Annotated in this window: 2 protein-coding genes; both read right to left on the bottom strand. The window is 67.7% G+C overall.

All coding sequences use genetic code 11. From position 1 onward, the window contains the following. Window positions 1-133: 133 nt before the first annotated feature. Window positions 134-1,831 (bottom strand): ShlB/FhaC/HecB family hemolysin secretion/activation protein, encoded by a 1,698-nt coding sequence (locus METRZ18153_RS0111355; protein WP_232416027.1) that lies wholly within the window; start codon window positions 1,829-1,831, stop codon window positions 134-136. Beyond that, window positions 1,828-18,087, bottom strand: a complete 16,260-nt coding sequence (locus tag METRZ18153_RS0111360) for a leukotoxin LktA family filamentous adhesin (RefSeq protein WP_029143706.1) — start codon at window positions 18,085-18,087, stop codon at window positions 1,828-1,830. The genes METRZ18153_RS0111355 and METRZ18153_RS0111360 overlap by 4 nt, the downstream gene beginning before the upstream one ends. Window positions 18,088-18,175: the final 88 nt, after the last annotated feature.

An 18,175-nucleotide genomic window follows, 5' to 3' on the forward strand; every position in this document is an offset into this window, starting at 1 on the left:
CTCAGAAGACCCCTCCCACAGAACCCCGGCCCAGGCTCAGGTCGCGAATCTCATGCACCGCATGTCGGAGCGGCCTTGGCCGCGACGGAGTCGCCGCTCGGGCGCACCGTCCGGAGAGCGCCTGCGCCGTCGCTCAGAACAGCTGCGCGACGATCTGGAAGTGCACGTAGTAGTTGCGCGGATCCTGCACGCGGTCGCGAATGGGCAGGCCGAGCGTGAGGCGGGCTGACACGCGGTCGTTGATGTTGGCGTTCACGCCCCAGCCGTAGCTTGCCAGCGTGTCGGTGCCGCGCGTCGAACCGACCGGACGGAAAGGCTGGGTTGCGCCGTAGTCGAGGAAGAGGAAGCCGGCCGTGCGCACCGGCGCCACCGGCGGCTGCGGCAACGGGTGGTGCAGTTCGATCGACGCGGCGAGACCCTTGTCGCCGCTGAACAGGCCGGTCTGGTAGCCGCGCACGCTGTTGTCGCCGCCGATCAGGAACTGCTCGCTCGACGTGAGGTTCTCGTCACGCGTGTACTGGAAGGCAAGGTTGCTCTGCACCGACCAGCCGTCCGACAGATCCTGGACGCGGCGCAGCGAACCCCGCCAGATCGAGAACGATGTGCTGACGATGTCGTCGATCGGGTCGGCCTTGCCGTTCGAATAGGTCAGCGAGCCGGTCCAGATGCGGTCCTTTTCCCACCACTGGCCGTCGACGCCGAGCGACAGGTCGTCGATATCGGTTGATTGGAACAGCCGCCCGGAAATCCAGCTCTCGGTCTTGCGCTTCTTTGCGCCGCCCAGCAGGTCGAGCTGGTAGTTGCCACCGATCAGCATCGGATGCCGCAACAGCGCGGTCCACGCCGTCGACTCGCCGCGGATGCGCAGCGGCCGGAAAGGACCGTCGATGATGCGCGTATGGTCGTTGAACCACGACAGCGTCAGCCGCGTCCCCAGCGTACCGAGCGGGAAGCTGTACGACACGGCCCTGCCTTCGTGCCCGTCGGCACCGACCAGCGTAACGCCCAGCGCATCGCGGAAGCCGAGCAGGCTGCGGTTCTGGTAGAAGGCGCCGACACGATAGACGCCGGTCGCCTGGCTGCCGCTGCTGTCGGCGAACAGCCGCATTTCGTGCTTCGGCGGTTCCTTCACCGACAGCGCGAAATCGGTCTCGCCGAACTTCGCGCCCGGCTTCAGCTCGGCCCGCAGTTGCACGTCCTGGGTGCGGTTGAAGCGCATCATGCTGCGCTCGAGCGCGGCGACGTCCGCCAGTTCGCCCGGTTTCTGGCCGAGACGCTCGCGGATGAAGGCCTCCGAAGTGCTGTCGTTGCCGCTCATCACCACCTTGCCGACGCGGCCCTCGACCAGCTTGATGGTGATCGCACCGTCGGCCACCTCCTGCGCCGGCAGCACCGCCTGCGCGGTCGGCACGCCCCGTTCGCGGTACAGCGCGTTGATGCGGTCGACCAGTTCCTGCACCTCGCCCAGCGTGACCTCGCGCCCTTCGAGGCCCGCCGCCAGCTCGCGCAGCATGGACTCGTCCAGCAGTTCGGAGCGGGTGAAATCGATGCGCTTGAGCATGAAACGCGCACCGGCAGCCGGCTTGACCGGCACCGGCTTCAGCGCGTCGTCGTCGATGGTGGGCGTGTCATCAGGCCGTCGTTCGCGCTCTTCGCGCAGTCGTCGTTCGATGTCGCGCGAGCGCTCCTGGATCACGCCCGGATCGGCGGCTGCCGGAATCTGCGGTACTGCCTGCGCACCGACCGGCTGTGACAGCAGCACGCAGCACGCCGACACCAGTGCGCACGCTGCGCCCTGCCCCACCTTCGTACGACCTTGAGCACGACTCACTCGACAACCTCCTCTTCGGCCCGACGGCGGGCCTCGGCTTCTTCTTCGCTCTCTTCCTCGCCGGAATTCACGGCCGGGATGTCGAGCGGCACGTTGATCGATACCGATGCGATCTGCGGCACCTGGCCCGCAGCCGACTGCTTGTCCGGCGTATTGACGCGGGTGACGATGAGTTCTCGCGACTGCTCGCGGCCGCTGTAGTCGAGCACGGTGTTCATCACGACCTCGTGCAGCGGATCGCGCATCACGACGTAGGGGTCGGTCACCAGCAGCCAGTCGTCGAGCAGCATGTTGCCGAACACCTTGCCAGGATGATGCAGTTGCACGTCGGCCGGCTCGACCACCGTGGTCAGGTTGTCCATGTAGATGTTGCTGACCGGGTTGATGAAGCGCGCACGGTTCTCGATGCGGCCCTGGTCGATGCGCAGGAAGCCGCGTTCCATCGTCACTTCGGCATCGAGTGCGCTGAAGCGATCGAAACGCACGCCGATTTCGCTGTTGATGGTCAGATCGACCCAGCGCGCCGGCACGCCGCCACGGCCGACCGCGCGCATCGCCAGCGGCGCGTCGTTGCGGGTATGCAGGATGCGGGCAGTGACCGACTGCGAATTGAAGAACAGCGAGCGGCCGACGCTCAGCGTGCCGAGGTTCAGATCGTTCTTCGCCGACAGCGACAGGATGTCGCCGGTGATGCGCGACACGCTGACGCTGCCGTTGTTCGACTCCAGCGTCACGCCGTTGCCGGCGGTGACCGCATCCATCAGGATGTCGTCCTCGGCGATCACCGTCGTGCTGCCCAGGTCCGCCGTCGCATCGACCACGGTCACCTTGCCGCCGGACAGCAGATCGATATTGCCGTGCGATGCATACACCGTGCCGTTGGCGATGTCGCCGGCGGCACGTACCCAGGCGTCGTCGCGAACCTCGATGCGGCCGATCTCGATGTCGTCGCGCTCGTCGATATGCACGCCGCCGGCAGTGCTGATGGCGTCGATCTTCGCGATGTCGGTTTCCAGCGCATCCGCTATCAGACGCGGAGAGCCGTTGTTCCAGCTCGCGTTGCCGACGCCGCCAGCGGCGTCCAGCGTGACGCCGGCTCCGGGCGTGGCAGCGACCAGATCCCAGGTGCCGATGTCACCGCCATCGAGAATGCGGCTACCGGTGGTGATGCGGATGGCGTCGGCAGTCGCGTTGTTCGTCGCCTCGATGCGACCGACCACGACGTCGCCGGTGGCCTCGATGTCGATGGTGCCGCTGTCGGCGCGCAGCACGGTGCCGTCGTCCATCAGGTAACGCCCTGCCTGCACCGCGATATCGCCCGCTGCCTCGGCGTCGCCGGTCTGACGCAGATCGCCGACCGGTGCGGCGAGCGACATCGAACCACCGGCACTGACGGAGCCGATAGTCAGCGCCGGCGACAGGCCGGGTTCGACCGCCCGCGTGCCGGACAGATGCACGTCGCCGCTGGCCTGCGCATTGACCAGCCCGCCCGTATCCTGCGCGATCAGCAGCGGCTGGCCGTCTGCACCGATGCTGCCGCCGAGCGCCACCAGGTCGATGTCGCCAGCCGCCGTCTGCATCGCCACCGCGCGCTGCGCGCCACTGGCACTCAGGATGCTGCCGGCACTGCTGAGGTGGATACCACCGCTGCCGGCGAACATTTCGGCCACCCGCATCGGACCGCTCATCTCGTTCAGCCAGATGCCGGTCGAGGCGCGCGCGGTCAGCGTCGCCGCCTCGCCCAGATCGAGGGTGATCGGCCTGGCTGCACTGCCTATGCTGCCGCTGCCCGCTTCGATGATGGTGCTGCCGCCGCGCAGGTTCGGCGCGTTCGTCGTGCTGGCATCGACGATGCCACCGGACACCTTCAGCCGTATCGTCTTGCTGAAGTCGACGCCGCCGCCGGTCGCATCCAGCGACACCAGATTGATATCGCCCGGCAGCACGGTGCCGTTGCGGTCGTAGTCGTCTGCGCCGAGGAAGACGTGGCCGCGCGCGTTGACCGTGACCGAGCCACCCGCCGTGGTGGCGATATCGACGTCGTCGCGCTTGAGCACGGTGGCGGTCTTGGCCACCGTGTCGATGGCCACGTCGTCAGCCTCGGCCGCCGACAGCGCGCGGCGCTGATCCGGCGTGAGCGCGGTCAGACTGGCGATGCTGACGGTGAACTGCCCCTCGTCGCGGCCAACGCCGCCATTGGCGCTGTTGGCGTTCAGCACGATGTGGCGGCCGACCACATTGGGCTGTTCGACGCGCGTTTCGGTGTCCGACGTGGACTTGTTGTAGATCGCTGCGCTGACGCCGTAGCGCACCTGGTTGTCGGTCCACACATGGGTACCGTCGGACATGCCGGCGATGACGGTATCGGTCGCGGCCGAGCCGACGTAGCTGAAGTTGCTGTCGTAGCTGGCACCCGTGCTGCCGAGCGAGATGCCAAGTCCGCTCAGCTTGTCGTGCAGCGTACGCAGCCGCGTCGATGCGCTGGCCGCGTTGTAGCTGTCGGCGCGATAGACGAAGGTGCCGGCGTTCTGCGGATCCTCGATCAGTTCGACGTTGCGCAGCGACCAGTACTCCTGGTACTCGCGGCTGATCTGCGAGCGGTGGCCCTTCAGCGCGTCGGCCAGACTGTCGGCGGCGCCGTCCGATTCGCGCAGGCGCAGATCATTCCACAGCGCATCGAGCTCGGCTTCGGCACGCGTATCGCGGGTTTCGTTGCGGTTGCCGTCGGTGATGCGACCGCCGAGCGCGGTGAGCGTCACGTCGCCCGATTGCGACTCGATCTTGTCGAGCTGCATGTCGCCGTCCGGCTGCATCAGATGGATGTCGCCGCTGGCGGTAGCGCGCAGACCGCCCTGCGGCGTGGCCTGGGTCTGCACCACGAGCGCCTGCGCGTCGGTGCCGATCTGACCCGAGCTGGAGATCAGCTCGACGCCGCCGCCCTGCACGCGTACCGCGTTGCCGCTGCCGGCCGCAACGATGTCGCGGTCGGCCTGCAGGAACACGCGGCCGCTGTTGTCGGTGCGCACCTCGCTCACCCGCATGTCGCCACTCATTTCGCGCAGGCCGATGTCGCCGCGCGCGCTGATGGCAGTCACCGCGCCGTTGCCCAGCATGTCGATCTGCATCGGCGCGAGTGTGTTGCCGATGCCGTCGGCGGCACGCAGGGTCAGGTTCTGCGCGGTGATGACGCCGCGCACGCTTTCCGCCGTGATGGCGCCCCCCGGCAGACCGTTGCCGGCGGTGGCGTCCACCGTCGTCGTACCGGTGCGGTTGGTCAGGCTGCCGGCGAAGATGATGTCGGCGCGGCTGCGGATGTCGACCTGGCCGCTGTCGTAACCGATGAAGTTGATCGGGATAGAGTGATCGGCCTTCACCGTGTGCGTGTTGTAGCGCTTGGAGCCGGTTTCGGTCCACACCTCGTAGGTATGCCACTTCCAGATGCAGAGGAAGGCCGAGCACTCGGAATCCTCGCGGTCCCAGGAGCGGAAGTCGGTGGTCACGTCGCGCCGCTGGTAGCGGTAGGTCGTGCTGCCCATGCCGGTGTCGATCTTCGTGTACTCGCCCTCGGACAGCGGCGTCGGATCGTCCCAGGTGCGGTAGGCGGTGCGATCGGCCAGAGACCAGCTGCCGGGGAAGAACCAGAACTTGGTTTCCTTCTCGTACCGCGAGTAGGTGTTCGTCGTGTTGCGCTGACCGGTGACCCAGGTATAGGTCTGTCCGGTCACCGGCGAGTATCCCGTGTTGCGACCGACCACGTCGTCGTAGTGCTCGACCTCGACCTCCTTCAGCTTGTTCTGGGCATCGGTGGTGGTGATGAGGTCGCGTGTCTTGACGGCGTTGCCCAGACGGGTGACTTCGCGCGTCACCGGCGTCAGGCTGTTGTAATAGGCCAGCGTCTGCGTGCTGGATTGCGATGCGTTGGTGACGATGGCGCCCTGGCCGCCGTTGGCCAGCGGATCCCAGCGACGCAGGTAATCGGTGATGCGCACCTTGCCTTCGATGTCGTTGCCGGTATCGAGGCCAGTGATCACGATGTCGTAGCCGCTGCGATTGTCGATGTTGAAGCGGCCGTAGCCGTCCATCGCCGCGATGCGGCCACCGCCGGTGTTCAGTATCTCGCCCAGCAGCTCAAGCTTGCCCCCCTCGACCTTCACCGGTTCCAGCTCGACGCGGTTCAGTTCCGCATTGAAGAAGGCCACGATGTTGCCTTCGGTGTTGCTGATGCGGAAGCGCGGATCGGACGGTTTCATCCCCGCCGCCACCAGCGCGTCGTAGTTGGATTTTGCCTCTGCCAGCGTCGTTGCCGTCTTGTAGGGACCGATGTTCAGGTTCACCCGCGCGCTGTCGCCGATGACGATGTTGCGGTCCGGCAGCCCGCTCTGCAGCAGGCCGTTGATGTTCAGGTAGCGCGCGCTGATGAAGATGTTGTTGCCGGCGATGGTCGGGCCGCCGGTGCCGTTGCGTGCTTCCGTACTGGAGCCGGACGACGCGGTGCCGTCCTCGAAGTTGTTGGCCAGACCGCCGCTGTTGCCACTCGGCGTGCGCGTGCCGCCCCACATGTCGCGCGGGTTGCCGGCCGTGTGATAGAAGGCCGACGGTGAGCTGAACACGAAGTCGCGACCGGCGGTGATGTTGATGTCCGCCGCCTGGATATTGGGTGCGGTCAGCGGGTTCAGCGGGTCCTTCGGCTGCACCAGCACGCTGCCGCGCTCGCTCTCCAGCGTCACCGATCCGAGCAGGTTGCTGATGTTGCCCACCACCTCGATATCCGGTGCGCGCGTATCGCCATCGGCCGGAACATAGGTGTTGCGCACCGTGATCGACGGCGCCGGCGAGTTCGGTGCGATGCCGATGCTGGCGAAGGCGGCCGTGCCGCCCTGGTTGCGATCGTTCAGCGCGGCGTTGATCTGCCCGGTGGTCGGGTTGCTGCCCGGCGTGTTCAGGATGGCGACGCCGTTCAGCGTGAGGCGGCCGGTCGCGTCCTCCGGAATGATCAGTTCATCGGTCCGCAGGAAGGCCGAACTGTTGTTGATGATCTCGATCTTCGCTTCGCCGCGCGCATTGAGGCGACCGTTGCCAGCGAGGTTGTCGCCGATCACGTTGATGTTGCCGCCACGCGCGTCGACCTCGGGCATCACGATGAAGGCCGCGTTGGCAATCGATGCGTTGGCGCCGCCGGCCGGGAACAGGTCGGCCATCTGCTGCTCGAGGAAATTGATTTCCGCGGTCAGTGCAGCCACCGTTTCCGGGTTGCTGGCATCGCCGCCGGTGCTGGTCGTGCCCTGGTAGTTGCCGCGGATCTCCTTCAGCGCGTTGATGCGCGTGCGCAGGTTGTCCTGCAGGTTCTCCACGCTCAGCGTCGGCAGTTCCATGCCGTCCGAGCGGGTGATCCAGTACTGCTTGGTCACCGTGTCATAGGTGCAGCCGGCGGTGCCCGGAGTACGGCACTCCGCCCCCTGTCCCTCGCGCGGCACCTGCACACTGAGCGTCAGCGTCGGCGCGCCGCTGCCGCTCTCGTTGATCGTCATCAGCTGCTGGTTCTGGATGCCTGCATCGACCAGACCGCTCACCGACACGCCGGCACGCGACTGTTCGATGCTGCGGCCGCTGTTCTGTTCGATCGACACGTCGCCGCCGCCGAACAGATTGCTCACCCCGCTGGCGATCGCACTGGCGGCCTGGCTGTACAGATCGCGCGCCACGCCCTGACCGTCGACGCGGTGACCGAAGCCCTTGTCGGCGCTCAGGTTCACGTCCTTCACACTGCGCAGCGTGCCGACGATGGTGATCTGGTTGTCCTGGTTCAGCAGTGCGTCGGCACCCCAGTCCGAACTGGAGATCGGTACCGCTGCGTTGTTGTAGAGGTCGGCGGTCGCAACCGTCGAGAAAGTGTTGCGCGCGCCATTGGCATCACGCCCGGCGCCAATGTTGATGAAGCCATCCGCACGGATGTCGCTGCCGCTGCCGACGGAGGCCCGCGAACGGACACGCAGGTCGGACAGCGAGTAGCCGTCGGCATAGGCGGCCAGACCCCAGGTCTTGGAATTGGCGCGCACCTCGACGTCGGCCACATCGCGCGCCGCCAGGTTGAAGTTGCCGACGGTGTCGATCACCACGTTGTTGCCGACGCGCGCTTCGGTCCGGCCGATGTCGTCCGCCGATGGCGTCAGCGGCGTGGCGTTCAGCCACGCCTTGGCCTCGGCGTCGGCGGCGCTGATCGCGCCGCCGGCCTCCAGCTTGGCGCGATCGCGCAGCATCACGTCGGACACCGCGTTGAAGTTGGTGCGGCCAGGGGCATCCTCGTCGCCGAGCACGCGCACGCGAGCACCGTCGCCCACCTCGACCAGCGTGATGTTGTCCACCGTCGTTTCGCTGGAGCCTGCAGCGCCGCCGGCCAGGCCGCCGGCACCGGCGAATACGTTGAACTCGCTGAGCCAGGGCTTGCGTGTCTGGTTCAGCGCATAGACGTCGAGATCCCAGGTGCGCAGATTGGCACCGGCCTTTATGCCGGCCACCACGCGCGCGTCGATGTCGTTGCGCGCCTGCGCACCGCTGGCACCGACGACACCGGCGGACAGCGAGTCGACGCGCGAATTGAAGGTGGCGACGTGATCGGCGCGCACCTCCATGCGACCGTTGGTTGCGGTGCTCAGCGCCGCCGTCGAGGTGCCGCCGCCGAGCAGCGCCTGGGTGTTGGACAGGTTGCGCGTCGAGGCGACCGCCGCCGCGCCGGCGATGATGCCGCCGGAGCCGGCTTCGGCATCGGCGTAGGTCTGGTCATGGCCGGTCGCCAGCACCGACAGTGCCGAACCGACGCTGCCGGTGTTGCCATTGTCGATCGACGCCAGCGTGACCGAGCCGGCACTGGCCGATGCCAGGTTGGCGCCGATGGCCAGCAGGCCGCCTATCGTGACGCCGCTGGTTTCCGCCGTCTGGCGCGTCTGGTTCGACGCGGTCAGGCTGGTACTGCCGCTGATGGCGAAGCTGTTGCTGCCACCCACCGTCGCGTTCACCAGCGACGTACTGCCGGCCCAGGAGTCGCTGCCATTGGCGCCGACCAGCAGCGAGCCGCCGGTGGCGTTGGCGTACGAGTAGGCCGTTTCGCCCAGCGTCGGCAACAGCGTCGCGGCGTTCAGCGACAGGCTGCCGGCGGTGATGCTGTTGTTGCGTCCCATCGTCGCGTAGGACTGGGTGGCCGCCGTTGCTTCCGCCAGCGACACGCCGATCGACACGGCCAGCGAGCCGTTGTAGCCGCGCGAAACCGCACTGACTTTCGGCGTGCTGCGTGCGGCAACGGAAATCGCCGAACCCGGCGCATTGACCGTCACCCAGTCGGCGATGGTCGCCCACGCTGCACCGGTGGCGCTGGCCGTCGCTTCCGATCCGGAACCGGCTGCCACGCCGCCGGAGCCGGCTTTCGAACTGGCACTGACGGCGTCGCCGCGCGTCGACTCCACCGCCAGCGCGCCACCGCCCAGGGTGACCGAGGTCGCCGCCGCCTGAGTCGTGCTGTCTGCCTCGCCGATCTGCGCCGTACTGCTGCCGGCCTTGTCGGCACGCGCGATGACGATGCCGGCCGCGACCACGCCCACCGCGTAGCCCTCGGCGTGCGCGCTGGCGTCCATCGCGTCACCTGCGAGCACGCGCACATCACCGGCCGCGCTGCCGACCGTCGCCTGGGTGCCATCACCCAGCTTGGCGACGACGGTATTGGCCAGATCGGCCGTCGCGACCGCGGCGCCGACGCCGACAAGGCCACCTGCCGCCTGATAGCTCTTCACGTTCACTGCCGCCGTACCGGCCTCCAGCCGTCCGGTGCTGGCGTCGAGCTCGATGTCGCCCGTATCGGCACGCAGCGTGATCGCGCCGTCGGTGGTCGCGCGCACGTCGTGGCGCACATTCAGCACGCCGACCGCTGCACCGACGCCGGCGATGCCGCCCAGCGCCCCGCCACCGACCAGCACGTCCACCTTGTCCTTTTCGGACGCCGTGATGCGGATATTGCCGCCGGCGCGCAGCGTGTTTGCTGCGGTGTTCGCCGTATCGACCACGGTCGCACGGGTCGAGCCATCCGGCGCGGCATTGACGTCAGCCTTGGCCGCGACCTTGCCGCTGGCGTTGATGCGCGTGATGTCCGACTGCGAGAAGTTGCTGCCGGTGCTGATGTTCCCGTCGTCATCGCCGGTCTTGAGCTGGTCACCGCTGGAGAAGGCATTGGCCTTGCTCAGCGTGCCGTTGTTGTCCTTGTCCGCTTCGCCCGACGCGTCGCTGCTCAGGCCGGCATTCATCACCGTGACCGCTACCGCGCCGCCGATGCCCACCGTGCCGCCGGCCGCCGCGGCGACTGCCGCATTCGACAGATTGCGCTCGGCGCGAGCGGTGACCGCGATGTCGTTGTCGACGTGGACGTTGCTGTCCTGGATGGTGGCCGTCGTCGTGTTGTCTATCTTGGTCACCGAGGCGCCGGCACCGGCACCGCCGATGCCGCCGACCGCGGCCACACCGGCACGGCTTTCGGTCACCACGCTGTCGGTCGCCTGCACCGCCAGTCCGCCGCTGCGGTCCGCTGCGCTGCCGACCCGGCTATCGACCACCTTGGCGCTGGTCGTGCTGTCGATGATGCCGACGGCCACCGCACCGGCAATGCCGGCCGCACCGCCACCGGCTCCGCCGATGGCCCAGGTCCGCATTTCGGTCGAGCTGTCGGCCATCACATTGACCTGACCGTCAGCATCGACGGCGCCGCCGTCGACGCGCGCTTCGGTAGTGCTGGTATCGAGGCCCACCGCGAAGGTGCCGGATCCGGCTACACCGCCTGCAGCCAGGCCACCACCGGCCACCAGGAAAACGGAGTCGTGGTCGGCGCGGATGTCGAGTGCGCCGACGCGCCACACGGCGTCGTCCGAATAGGCTTCGGTGGTGCTGGTGAACTTGGCCACCGAGCCGCTGCCCACCACCGCTACGGCACCGCCCGCAGCGCCGACGACGATGGACGACACGCCCTGGCTGGAGCGCGCCTTCACCGTCGCCGCGCCCTTGGCAGTGACCGAACTTGTGCTGCCGCTGACGCCGGCGCGCGTGTCGCGATCGAACACGTTCACGTCAGCCGAAGCACCGACACCGGCCAGGCCGACCGCGATCGAACCGATGAAGGTGTTGCCGTAGGCATGGTCGGCCGCCTTGATGCTGACCGCCTGCGCGTTGCTGGCCGCGCTGTTGTCGCCGCCATTGAGTACCGAGTCGGTCACCGTGGCGGTGGTTGCGCCGCCGATGATGTTCATGCTCACGGTGGCCGCGACGCCGGCGAAACTGCCGCCCGCGACGTTGGCGACCGCCGTCGTCGTCTGGTGGGTCGAGGTCGCATTGACCGCGATTCCGCGCACGTTCTCGCGTGTGCGCGACGCGACGAGGTCGGGGGCGACGAAGGGGTTGGACGAAGAATAGCCGCCACCGCTCTGGTTCATCCGGTCGATGCTGGCGCGCAGATTGACGCCGCCGATCTCGCCGGTATTCACGCTGACGCCGCTGCCCTGCTTCGCGCGCGCCGCCACCGAACTGCCGCGGATGGCCGCCTCGGTCGCGCCGCCGATCTCGTTCACCGTGGCCGACGCGCCGACGCCGGCAGCGGTGATGCCGATACCGGCCGCGCCGGCGAGCACCGTGATCTTGTCGTCCGACTCGGCCAGCACCGCGACGTTGTCACGCGCCTCGATGTCGGCGCCTTCCTTGATCACCGCACGCGTGTCCGAGTTGATCAGGTTGACCGCCACCGACCCGCCGACGCCGACATCGACGCCACCGCCAATGCCGACTGCCGCGGTCTTGATGGTCGCCAGAGAATCGGCGTTGAGGATCAGATTGGTCACGTCGAAGCCGCTGCTCTTCAGGCCGGACACCGTGGCGTGCGTCGAATTGGCGATCTTGTTCACCGCGATGGCGGCGCCGACGCCGGCCGAGCCACTGATGCCGACCGCGCCGGCCAGTGCATTGATGCGCGCGCTGTCGACCGCGTTGACCGACACCGCAGCGGTGCCGCCGCTGATGTCGGAGCCGGTGATTTCGGCGACCGTCTTGTTGTCGGTGCGATTGCTCGATGCCGAGCCGGCGAAGGCACCGGTAGCCGCGCCAGCGCCGGCGACCGATCCGGATTCGATCAGCGCCGTGTTGCTGCCGGTCAGCGTCAGCGACGCTGCGCCGCCGATGGTGCTGTCATGTACGCGCGCCTTAGCCGTGTTGCGCACCCAGTTGTCGCCGACCGCACCGCCCACCGCTGCGTTGCCCGAGAAGGCGGCCGCACCGGCCAGCGACTTGATGGTCGACGTGTCGGATGCCTGCAGCGTGATGGCCGAGTCGTTGTCGACGTTCTCCAGCGTGCTGCCGACGATTTCGGCGGTGGTGACGTTGCCGCCTTCGCCACCGGCATTGGTGTCGCCGGAATACATGCCGATGTGGTTGAGCGTGATCGAACCGGACAGCGCGACGCCCTGCGCACCGCCGGCGGCCAGCGCCAGCGTTTCGATGGTGGCCGTTTCCAGCGCAGTCAGGCTCAGCGCCGACGCATTGCGCACGGTCGCGCCATCGATCGAGGCCAGCGTCGTATTGCCGATCTTGTTGTAGCCGAAGGCACCGCCGACCGCGCTGCCGCCAATGCCGACGGCGACCGCACCGGCCAGTGACCGCAGGGTCGAACTGTCGGTCGCGCTGACAGTGACGGTGTTGCCGTCGCCGCTGTCTTCCAGCAGCGCGTCATCGACCGTCGATTCGGTCCGGTTGCCGATGAAATTCACCGAAATCGACGCGCTGACCGCTGGCGAGGTGCCCAGCGCCAGCCCGCCGGCCACCGACAGGCTGCGGATTCGCGCGTCCGACAGTGAGGTCAGGCTCAGCGTGCCGGCCGCGTCGACATGGGCGCGGTCGATCTGTGCCTGCACCGTGTTGAAGATTTCCGAATAGGCGACCGAGGCGCCGATGGCCACGCTGTTCATGCTGGCCGAGAAGCCGCCGGCCAGCGTGTCGATGCGCGAGCGGTCCTTGGCCTCTATCGTGACGCTGGCGGCCGACACGTCGTCGAAGGCGGTGTTGGCCTGCGGCGCGCTGACGTTCGCGAGCAGATCGTTGTCGATGAAATTGACCGACACCGAGCCCACACCCGACACCTTGCTCGACGCGCCTACGCCGACCGCGATCGAGGTGATCAGCACGTCGGATTCCGCCTTCACGTTCAACCGGCCGGCGGGGCCGGTAACGTCGACCTTCGAATCCTCGACCTTGGCGGTCAGGTCGTTGTCGATCGAACTCCAGTTGAACGAGGCGCCGACCGCGTTGCTGTTGCTGCCGATGTTGACCTGCAGGATGCCGGCCACCGAGGTGATGCAGTTGCCGCTGGGCGTGGCGCCCGCGCCACTGCGGCCGCAGTAGTCGAGGCCCTTGACCGTGTTCTCGCGCTGATTGCCCGGCTCTATCGTGTCTTCGAGTGCGGCGTCGGCGCCGCGGTCCTGCGCCAGCACATCGACCGCGCCGGTCGCGGTGACCGAGGACAGGCCAACGATCTGCGCCGTCGTGTCGTTGTCGATTTCGGTGATGACGACCGCGCCGCCTATCGAGTTCGCGTTGTTCGACGCTGAGGCCTGACCGTGCGCGGCGCCGGCGCCGATCTCGGTGGCGTTGAAGGCGCGCACAGCCGCGCTGTCGACGCCGCTCACCGCCGAGCCGCCGGCGATCTCGGCAGTGACGACGTTGGCGACGTCGGAATAGGTGACCGCGCCGCCGGCACCGGTCTTGCCGCCCAGCGCCAGCGTGCCGCCGCCGGTGCCGATGAACATGCGGTTGTAGGCGGTCACGTCGAGCGCGCGACCGCTGCCGGCGGCGCCGGTCAGATCGGTCGAATTCAGCGCCGCACGTATCGTGTTGTCGATGATGGACAGCGACAGCGAGCCGGTCAGCGAGTACGAACTCTGGTTCTGGTTGCTGCTCGCGTTGGCGGCGACACCGATGGCGATCGACAGCTGCTCGCCGCCGGCCAGCGCCTGCACCGTCACGTCCTGCGTGTCGTTCAGGTCGGCGTTCTCGACCAGGCCTTCGACCGTGTTGTCGATCATGTTCACCGACACGCTGCCGGTGACCGCGGCCGACTTGTTCTGACTCGGGTTGTTGGCACGGGTGAAAGCGGCTGCACCGGAGGCGGTGACGATGTCGAGGTCGGACACGCCGAGCACGGTCAGCTTGGCCGCGCTGCCCCCGTCCGCCTGATCGACCGTCACGCCGGACAGCTTCGCGCGCGTCACCAGCGTCACGTCGTTGACCGCCGCGCTGCCGGCGGCAGACAGACCGAAGCTGGGCTTGGACTGCGTGCCCTGGCTGCTGGTATTGCCCTGCTTCGAGGTCGAGGTCGGCTTCAGTTCGACCATGCCGGCGATCTTGGTCTGCACCTCTTCGTACTTGCTCTTGATGCTGCCGAAGAAGCCGCCCTGCGAACTGCTTTCGCTGCTGCTGCCGCTGACCGCCACCGCGCCGGTCACCGCGATCGCCTCCATGCGACCACTGGCGCGCGCCTCCACCGTCACGTCGCCAGACTGGATGACGGCATTCGTGATGCTGCGCTGGCTGCTGCGCGTGTCGCCCTCGTTCAGCGCTTCGCCGTCGTTGTTGCCGACCAGCGCCTCGGTGGTGCCGGTGACGCCGTTGTAGGCGATGCCTAGGCCGACCCCGGCCGATTCCGACTTGTTGAAGCCACCGGCGATGGACCACAGCACCGGCTCGTCGAGCGCGGTGATCGACAGCGTGCCGGCGCGCAGCGTGGCTTCATCGTCGACCAGCGCCCGCGTGTTGTTCGTCACCTCGACGATGGACACCGAGCCGTTGATGCCGAAGCTCGATCCGTAGCCGGCGATCGTCGCCAGCGAAATGACCAGATCCTTGCCCTCGGCGGCAATGCTCACCTCGTCGGTGGCGCGCGTGCCGGTGACCGTGTAGCTGCGCTGGCCAGCGGTGCTGCCGCTGACGCTCTCGGTCACCCCCTGGATGGCGGCGCCTTCGCGCACGAACACGAGGCTGTCGCCATTCAGGATTTCCTGCGTGTAGGCCATGCCCAGGCCCTTGCTGCCGCTGCCGCCACCGGTGCCGCCCGGCAGGAAGTGGCCGCCGTGGAAGAGCAGCGTCACGTCGCGCTTGGCGCTGACGTCGGCCGGCGCTCCGAAGGACCAGTCCTGCAGTACCTGTTCGTCTTCCGAGGTCGAGCTGTCGTCGGCCACGGTTTCGTAACTTGCGGTCCAGGCGCCGCTGGCGTTGCCGGTCAGGTTCAGCTTCGCCGATTCCTGCACCTCGGTCTTCGCCGAATGATCGAACTGCAGCAGGCTGAACGAGCCCGACAGCGAGATCGCGTTGTTCGAGTTGTCCGACGTCGACTTGGCGGCCGAAGCGCCGTTGAACACGTCGAGGATGCCGGTGAGGTCATTGAACCAGTCCTTCACCGTGGACAGGCCGTCCCAGCGCGTGAAGCTGCCGCCGGTGATCAGCGATTCCCGCACCGGGATGATGACGTCGGACGCCACCGCGATGCGCGGTGCGGTGACAGTGGCGCTGCGGCCTATGGTGGCCAGCGCGTCGTGACTGAAGTTGCCAATGGCGATGCCGGCGGAGAAGGTGTTGCGAGCGGTGTTGCCGGTGGCGCGGTCCTTCGATTGCGAAATGGCGGAGGCCTCCGCCATCACCTGGATGTCCGAGCCCAGCGTGCGTGCGGCGACGACGGCGCGATCAGTCGCATGCACGTTGGCGTTCGGGCCGATGCTCGCGGAGGCCGAAGCGTCGCTGTCCACCCAGGCGATGGCGCCACCGACGCGCAGCGAGGTCGATTGCGGCTTCTGCGCCTTCTGGTCGGTCTCGGCGCCGGCAAGCAGCTTCTCCCACAGTTTTTCCTCGATGAAGCCGCCAGTGTCGGTGATCGGCTTGGCCTTCTCCTTCGCCGCGTCGAGGATGGCGTCGTTCAGCGAGGTGCCTACCTTGGCCTCGGCTGTGGTGGCGTTCGAGGTGTTGTCGTTGATCGCCAGCACCTGCACCTTGGTCGCGTCAGCCACGTTGGCATTCAGCGAGGCGTTCGCTTCTGACGACAGCTGGCTCACCGCGATCGCCGCGGCCGCCTTGCCCTCGTTGCCGAGCGAGGCGGTGACCGAGTTGGTGAAGGTGTTGCGGTTGGTCGCCGCCACCGTCACGTCGCCCGATACCTGCACCGTGGCACCGGCCTCGACTGTCGCATTCGCCTGCACGTCGGCGAAGGTGAGGCCGAGCGCGAAGCTCATCTGCGAGCTGGCGTCCTCGCCCGGGTCTGCCGCTTCGACCGACGCTTCCAGCGTGGCGTCGTTGTTGGCACGCACACTGAGATTGGCGGCGCGCACGGTGGCGCCGGACTTCACGTCCACGGTCGCGGTGGAACTGTTGCGCGCATACAGCGCGCCCAGACCCAGCGGCGTGTTCACCTGGGTGCCCGGGCCACTGATGCCGGTGTCGGGCGCCGCCCCTGCTGAGGTGAGGTTGTCGGCGAGCAGCGTGAGGTCCTGCGTCGCCTCGACCACCGAACCGGCCTTCAGCGTGATGGTCGAGGTGCCGACCGCCTGCGAATGCACGATGTTCAGGCCGAGCAGCGTGGCGCCGATGCCCAGCAGGCCGGTGGCGCCTTCGGTGGCGAAGTTGGCGGCGTTCTGCTCGAAACTTCCTTCATCGAAGACCCAGCGGTTCTGCACGTCGGTCGACGCGGTCATCGACACGTTGCGGCCCTTCACCGTCGCGTTGTCCAGCTCGATCGACGCGCTGGCTTCGCGGTAGCCCAGGATGCTCACCGACGACACCTTGTGCGCGGTGAAGGTGACGTCGCCGCCGTTGAAGTTGCCGCCGCCGTGTGCCAGCACCTTGCTGCCCGACTTGAGCAGGATGTTCGGTGCCTCGAAGGTGATGTTGCCCGAGTGTCCGGTCGACACCCCATTCACGTGGTCGCTGCCGACCAGACGGCTGGACACGACGATGTTGTCGTTGACGGTGATGCTGTTGGTCGCCTGCAGCAGCAGGTTGGCACCATTGACGGTGACGCCACTGTCGGCGCCACCCGGCACGCCGCTGTAGGCAGAGGCGCCGCGCAAAAGGTTCTGGCTGAGCACGATGTTCAGCGGGTCGATCAGCACCAGGCCCGCTGCGCCCCCGCCGCGGCCGTCCGCATAGAACTGACCGCCGGCCAGCTCGACCGTGTCCTTCGCCGAAAACTCGACGAAGCCGCCGTCGCCGCGCGTGCCCGCACTGGCGTCCATCACCGCACCGCTGCGGATGACCGCATTGCGCTGCGCCAGCGAATCGATGCGGCCGCCGTCTGAGTCCTCACCGTCACCGGCGGCCGTCACCATGGCGTCGATGTCGGCCACGATGTCGCGGCCGGCGCGCAGGCGGATGTCGCCGCCGTCGGTGCCGGCGCCGCCACGGGCGTCCAGCGTGCCGGCGATCTCGATGTCGTCCGCCGCCGCTATATATATGCGGCCGGAGCGCTCGACCACCCGGCTGCCGATGGCCAACCCTTGCGCATTGACCACGTCGGTGAAATCGGGCGCCTGGCCTTCGAAGCGGGCGCCGGTCAGCACGGCACCCTTGACGCTTACCGTGCCGGCCGCCAGTTCGACCGCATCGATCGCGTTGATGCGGCCGTCGATGCGGATGGCCGCCGACGACAGCGGTGCCGTGCCGTTCAGCAACTGCGCCAGCGCGCCGGCGTCGACCACGCCCGGCGCGGTGAAGAAGCGGTCGACGAAGCCCTGCGTCGGCGTGCTCATCGACAGCGCGCCGACATTCACGATGCCGCCGGCACCGACCACGAAACCGTGCGGATTGGCGAAATAGACGTTGCCGCCGATCCGCCCGTCGCGGATCGCGTTCAGCGTGCCGTGGATGTCGGTGCGCGTGTCGCGCACGATGTTGACCAGGTTCAGTGCGCCGCCCGGCACGTGCAGGTTGGCCGTGTGGCCGGCGTTGACGCTGAAGCTCTTGAAGGAGTTGAAACCGGTGTTGCCGGACACCGTTGCGGTGCGCACATCGGTCACCGCGCCGGCCGTCGTCACCGTGGTCAGGGTTCTGCCGTCGGCCTGTATCGCCTGCGCCCAGGCCGCTGGCGACATCAGCAGCGGCAGGCTTGCCACTCCGACCATCAGTCCGTGCCCGTTGCGCAGATTGGCAACCAGGGTGCGCAACCGGGGCTGGCTGCGGCGACGTTGTGTGGCTTTCATGACCTGACTCCTGAGTGCTGCACCGCCCGCGGATGCTGTCCGCGTGTAGGAATATTTCTTACATAAGTGTAAGCCGATGTGTAGGAAG

This window comes from Methyloversatilis discipulorum (assembly GCF_000385375.1).
Classification (GTDB): Bacteria; Pseudomonadota; Gammaproteobacteria; order Burkholderiales; family Rhodocyclaceae; genus Methyloversatilis; species Methyloversatilis discipulorum_A.

Excerpts from the sequence above, each read along its gene's own strand:
- METRZ18153_RS0111360 (WP_029143706.1), bottom strand. The coding sequence starts at position 18,087 with ATGAAAGCCACACAACGTCGCCGCAGCCAGCCCCGGTTGCGCACCCTG.